Here is a 5,015-nt window from a genome sequence, read left to right on the forward strand (position 1 = left end):
CCCCACACCCCACTTCCCAACACCCTATGCTAGAGGCCTTACAATTTGATTTTATGCGCCATGCCATCGCCGCAGGAATATTAGTTAGTATTGCCTGTGGGATTGTTGGTACTTTGGTAGTAGTTAATCGTGTGGTTTTTATCAGTGGTGGAATCGCTCACGCTGCCTATGGAGGGATAGGAATCGGTTATTTTTTTGGGATTAATCCCCTGGTGGGGGCGATATTTTTTACCTTTTTTTCGGCTTTAGGCATGGGTTTTTTACAGCGTCGCATCCGGGAGAGAGCCGATACTTTAATCGGGGTGATGTGGGCGATTGGTATGGCGATTGGGGTAATTTTTATTGATTTAACTCCCGGTTATAAAGCTGATTTAATGAGTTATCTTTTTGGGAGTATTTTGACTGTACCGAGGGATGATTTATGGATAATGGCGGGCATAGATATATTAATTATAACCTTAGTTAGTATCTTTTATAAAGAGTTGTTAGCCATATCTTTTGATGAAACCTTTGCGATTATTCGCAATATTCCCGTGGAGATAATTTATTTAGGTTTAATGGGAATAACCGCTTTAACTATTGTCGCAGTAATGCAGGTGGTAGGATTAATTATGGTAATTGCTTTATTAACTATTCCCGCCGCTATCAGTGGACAATTTGTTAAAAATATGAAGGGAATGATGATCCTAGCGATTATTTTAGGAATTGTCTTTACTTTGGTTGGTTTATGGTTATCCTATAGCTTAAATCTCACCTCAGGGGCGACAATTATTTTAGTGGCAGGATTGGGTTATTTAATCAGTCTTACTTGGAAACCTTTTATGCTCACTATCACCAGAAAAATATCTCATCTTTAAGTCTCTTCCCTAGTTGTGCTGATCAGAAAAAGTTATCTAGGGGAGGGTGAAGGCAATTCACCCCCATATTGCCCCACATTAGTTGTTCTCTAGAGGCCGATGGGATAGTCCCGCCAATTATAACCCTAAACGCTGCTTTTGACGGGCTTTATAGGAGGCTAACAGCCAGATAGAGCCAGAAATCAAAGAAGGAGCAAGGACGAAACAAGTGGCCATGGTCACGGGATGTTCCCGGGCCCAGACCCAATAAATCATCACGGCAAAAATCAAGCTACAGTAAGCTAGTCCTAGAAAGGGGATGCCAATGACTAAAATGGCGAATCGAGTATCTTTATCCATAAAATATCGGGATGACAGCGAAAATTTAGCTGATGGGTTCCGCTTGTCCCTATGTTTACTTATAATCTTCCTTCTGGGATTGCTTGGGGAAAAATAAGGTATTTTTTAGAATTAGGCGCTGATTATTGGGAGGCCTTCCTTGCCGAAACAAAGATTAGATTTATTATTAGTAGCCAAAAATCTCTGTGATTCCCGTCAACAGGCACAGCGATTAATTCGCGCTGGAGAGGTGAAAGTCAATCATCAAATCATCGATAAACCGGCCACAGAAATCGATCCAGAAGCGGCGATCGAGGTTAAGCAGAAACTGCCCTATTTGTCAAGGGGGGGCGAAAAATTAGCCAAGGCCTTAGAATTGTTTGCCATCGATGTCAGCGATCGCATTTGTTTAGATGGCGGCATTTCTACGGGGGGATTTACCGATTGTCTCTTGCAAAAAGGAGCAAAACGGGTTTATGGGGTCGATGTGGGTTATGGACAAGTGGCCTGGAGTTTACGGCAGGATGAACGGGTTATTTTACTAGAAAGAACTAATTTTCGCTATTTAACCCCGGAAAAGTTATACGGACAGGAAAAACCCGCCGATTTAGCAGTTATGGATCTGTCCTTTATTTCTCTGACCAAAGTTTTACCGACCCTGTGGACGCTATTAAATCCACCGCGAGAGGCGATTTTATTGGTCAAACCCCAATTCGAGGTGGGACGGGAAAAAGTCGGTAAAAAAGGGGTAGTTCGCGACCATCAAGACCAAGCAGGGGCAATTTTTCAGGTTTTACAGGCCGCCGAAGTCTTAGGATGGTTCTATCGGGGTTTAACTTGGTCTCCCATTACCGGACCTGCGGGTAACGTCGAGTATCTTCTCTGGTTATCCACCGATACTGGCCAAGTTAGTCCCAGTTTAACAGCGATCGCAGAAATCACCCAAAAAGCGCTCGAACAGTTTTAAACCAGGTATTTTCTCAAGGAAGTGGGGAGAGGGGGAGATTTTCGGAAAACCCTTGACAAATGGCGAGACTTGCTTTATACTTTATGTATAATGGGAATCCGTGCGCCCATATATATAGGGTTTTTGAGGGAAGATAAGAGAGAAAAAAATAGACTCAAAAATCGGGTTGGGTAGGAAGAGGATAAAGGTATGAAGACGGAAATTTTCTCTCCCCGACAAGCATTAAACAAAGCATTTCTGAGAGTCAAACCGAATCTTGGTCAGGTAGAGAAGTTTCAAGTATTCTTACATACAAAAACGATGATCGGGGAGTTCAATATATCGGAAAATGGGAGGGATAACCCGAAAAATTCTTGTTAAATCATGTTAAGTCCCGTAGAGACGATTAAAATTCTCGAAAATCATCCCGATCGCACTTTTCCAGCTGGTGAAGTTATTTTTGCCGATGGCACGGAGGGCGAGTTAATGTACGGTATTCTTAGCGGAGAAGTGGAGATGTATATCAAGGGACAATTGATAGAAACTCTAGAAAAAGGGGATGTATTCGGAGCAGGAGCGCTCCTGCATGGGGATAAACTGCGAGAATCCACAGCTATTGCCAAAACTGATTGTAAATTAGCCTATCTCAATCAACCGCAGTTTTTATTTGCCGTGCAGGAAACCCCCATGTTTGCGATCGAAGTATTAAGAAGTTATTCCGATCGCTTTCGCAAGTTGAAAAAAATCTTCACCAGTGAAGCATAGAGGAGCAAAGGAAAGCCATACCCTGAAAACTATTGACCGAAAATCTCACCGATAGTTAAACGGGAACCATTGACCAAATCCCCACCAGAACGCGGTGGTTTTCCCGATAATTGCACTTCTTTTAATAACAATAAACCCGCTCCCGTCTGCACTACCGGCCCGAAATTTTTCCAGAGAGTCACGATCGATCCCACTTCTCCGCTTAGATGAGAAAGGTCTTTTGTCTGTAATTCTCGAGGTAGTTGACTAGGATCGTCTAGGGGAATAGTGGCCATCACTTTAAGGGGTTGTCCCCGGAAAGTGGTTAGCGCATTAGGATAAAAACCCCGGACTCGATCGTGAATTGTCCGTCCCGAATCTTGCCAGTGGATTAGATAGTCGGATTTTTGAATTAAAGGGGCATAGGTAGCATCGTCGTTATTTTGAGGAATTGGGGTAATTTCTGCTCGATCGAGCTTAGAGAGGGTTTCTAGGAGCAAATCCGCCCCCATTTGCCCTAGGGTTGCTCCCACCTGTTCGGCATTGTCAAAAAGAGCGATCGGGCTGTAGGCTTTTAGTAACATCGGTCCGGTGTCCATGCCCGCATCCATTAACATGGTGGTAATGCCGGTTTCTTTTTCTCCCCTAGCGATGCACCACTGCACGGGGGCTGCTCCCCGATATTTCGGTAAAATTGAGCCATGAACGTTAATACAGCCTAATCGCGGCATCTCTAGAATTTCTGGGGAGAGAATTTGTCCGTAGGCAACCACCACAAAGGCATCCGCTCGCGATTGTCTGAGAAAATCTAAGGTTTTAGCGTTTTTTTTGACACTTTTGGGCTGCAAAACTGGTATTTGCTGTTCTATGGCTATTTGTTTCACCGGTGAGGGGATTAATTGATTACCCCTTCCCCGGCGCTTGTCCGGTTGGGTAACGACGGTGATTATTTCTATATCGGGATTGGCTAATAATTTTTTGAGGGTGGGAACGGCAAAAGTCGGGGTTCCGAAAAAAACAATACGCATGGGAGAGGGGGGATTTTTCAGTTATCAGTGAGCAGTAATCATTAACGACTAACTATGCCGGACCATTGGATTTTTTTGGCTTTTTCCCGACGATAGGAGAAAAAATGCTCCTCTTGTTGATAGGTACAAAAAGGAGCGATCGCAATTTGTTCATCCCTAATTCCTAACTGTTGTAGTTGATGATAAATCACCCGTCGCACGTCTAAGCGCACTTTCCCTTTTTCCTCGTCAGCAAATAAGGGGGAGGGGGAGAGGTTAAATAAATTCCCTATAATTTGGTCGGGATTGGTTTCTTGGGGAAATAAACTTAAACCCACTTGTGCGGCAACTTCTGTCTCTACTTGATACACTTCCCCGGCAATTGCCGGCCCCAGGGCCAGCACTAGGTTATCTAAACAACTACCAGATTTTAATAACTGCTTAACTGCTTTGGCAACTATCCCCTTGGCTGTCCCTCTCCATCCAGAATGAATCGCCACCCCAACACCAGTAGAGCGATCACCCATTAGTACGGGCGTACAATCAGCACTGGCCACCCAAATCCCTTGACCGGAAGCATCGGTGATAATTCCATCCGCTTCGACAATTTCCGGGTTAGTAATCCCTTGGGGATTTAATAGGCGATCGCCATGTACCTGTTTGACCCGATAAACCGGTACATTTGCTCCTAAAGCCTCTGTAAAAGCTTCCGGGGTTTGGGGGTAATAATGACGGGTAAAAAAGCCGTGGGACCAGTCCTCTAGGAGATTACAGGTAAGATAGGGCAATCCTTGCCATATTTGCCATTGCCACAGAGAAGTCGCGGTTAATCGGACATCGATCGCTACATTGGTCACAGTCTAAACCTCTCTTGCTGCATTAATACCTCGTTCTTTCCTATCCTAGTTCTGAGCTTGGCAAACGGCAACCGGAAGATTATTTATATCTCCGGTAAAAATCAAAAATTGTTGTTAGGGTTAGGAGTCAGTAGCCAGTAGTCTCCGATCAGAAAAATAGTAGAGGAGGAACAAGAGAGAGAGCTATCGATGAATTAGAGAGATTATCACCGAATAATCCCCTAAAATCGGCTTCCTTAAACTTATTGTATAATCTGAGTAGAAATCTAGAAGCTTTATCGAAAAA

General features: G+C 44.0%; 6 protein-coding genes. 3 read left to right on the plus strand and 3 right to left on the minus strand.

From position 1 onward, the window contains the following. Nucleotides 1-26: 26 nt before the first annotated feature. On the plus strand, nucleotides 27-857 hold the full coding sequence (locus IQ242_RS16605; RefSeq protein WP_193960730.1) for a metal ABC transporter permease: 831 nt from the start codon (nucleotides 27-29) through the stop codon (nucleotides 855-857). Nucleotides 858-974: 117 nt separating this feature from the next. Here the strand turns inward: IQ242_RS16605 and IQ242_RS16610 are convergent, their stop codons facing one another. Next, the gene (locus IQ242_RS16610; protein ID WP_193960731.1) at nucleotides 975-1,196 is read right to left on the minus strand and encodes a hypothetical protein; all 222 of its coding nucleotides are present in this window, start codon (nucleotides 1,194-1,196) and stop codon (nucleotides 975-977) included. Nucleotides 1,197-1,335: 139 nt separating this feature from the next. On the opposite strand from IQ242_RS16610, the gene IQ242_RS16615 reads away from it, so the two are divergent. Together IQ242_RS16615 and IQ242_RS16620 are read left to right on the plus strand one after the other, a co-directional pair. Continuing rightward, nucleotides 1,336-2,142: a TlyA family RNA methyltransferase gene (locus IQ242_RS16615; RefSeq protein WP_193960732.1), complete on the plus strand. Its 807-nt coding sequence runs from the start codon at nucleotides 1,336-1,338 to the stop codon at nucleotides 2,140-2,142. Between the two features lie 363 nt (nucleotides 2,143-2,505). Then, complete coding sequence (locus IQ242_RS16620) at nucleotides 2,506-2,886, plus strand: cyclic nucleotide-binding domain-containing protein (protein WP_149985597.1); 381 nt, start codon at nucleotides 2,506-2,508, stop codon at nucleotides 2,884-2,886. 29 nt (nucleotides 2,887-2,915) lie between these two features. On the opposite strand, the gene fmt is transcribed toward IQ242_RS16620, so the two are convergent. Together fmt and pgeF are read right to left on the minus strand one after the other, a co-directional pair. Then, nucleotides 2,916-3,893, minus strand: coding sequence for a methionyl-tRNA formyltransferase (gene fmt, locus IQ242_RS16625; protein ID WP_193960733.1), 978 nt, complete (start codon nucleotides 3,891-3,893; stop codon nucleotides 2,916-2,918). Between the two features lie 41 nt (nucleotides 3,894-3,934). Next, nucleotides 3,935-4,729, minus strand: a complete 795-nt coding sequence (gene pgeF, locus IQ242_RS16630) for a peptidoglycan editing factor PgeF (protein ID WP_193960734.1) — start codon at nucleotides 4,727-4,729, stop codon at nucleotides 3,935-3,937. Nucleotides 4,730-5,015: the final 286 nt, after the last annotated feature.

Origin of the sequence: Microcystis sp. LEGE 08355 (assembly GCF_015207185.1) — a bacterium.
Taxonomy (GTDB): Bacteria; Cyanobacteriota; Cyanobacteriia; order Cyanobacteriales; family Microcystaceae; genus Microcystis; species Microcystis panniformis.

Excerpts from the sequence above, each read along its gene's own strand:
- IQ242_RS16620 (WP_149985597.1), top strand. The coding sequence starts at position 2,506 with ATGTTAAGTCCCGTAGAGACGATTAAAATTCTCGAAAATCATCCCGAT.
- IQ242_RS16610 (WP_193960731.1), bottom strand. The coding sequence starts at position 1,196 with ATGGATAAAGATACTCGATTCGCCATTTTAGTCATTGGCATCCCCTTT.
- fmt (WP_193960733.1), bottom strand. The coding sequence starts at position 3,893 with ATGCGTATTGTTTTTTTCGGAACCCCGACTTTTGCCGTTCCCACCCTC.
- IQ242_RS16605 (WP_193960730.1), top strand. The coding sequence starts at position 27 with ATGCTAGAGGCCTTACAATTTGATTTTATGCGCCATGCCATCGCCGCA.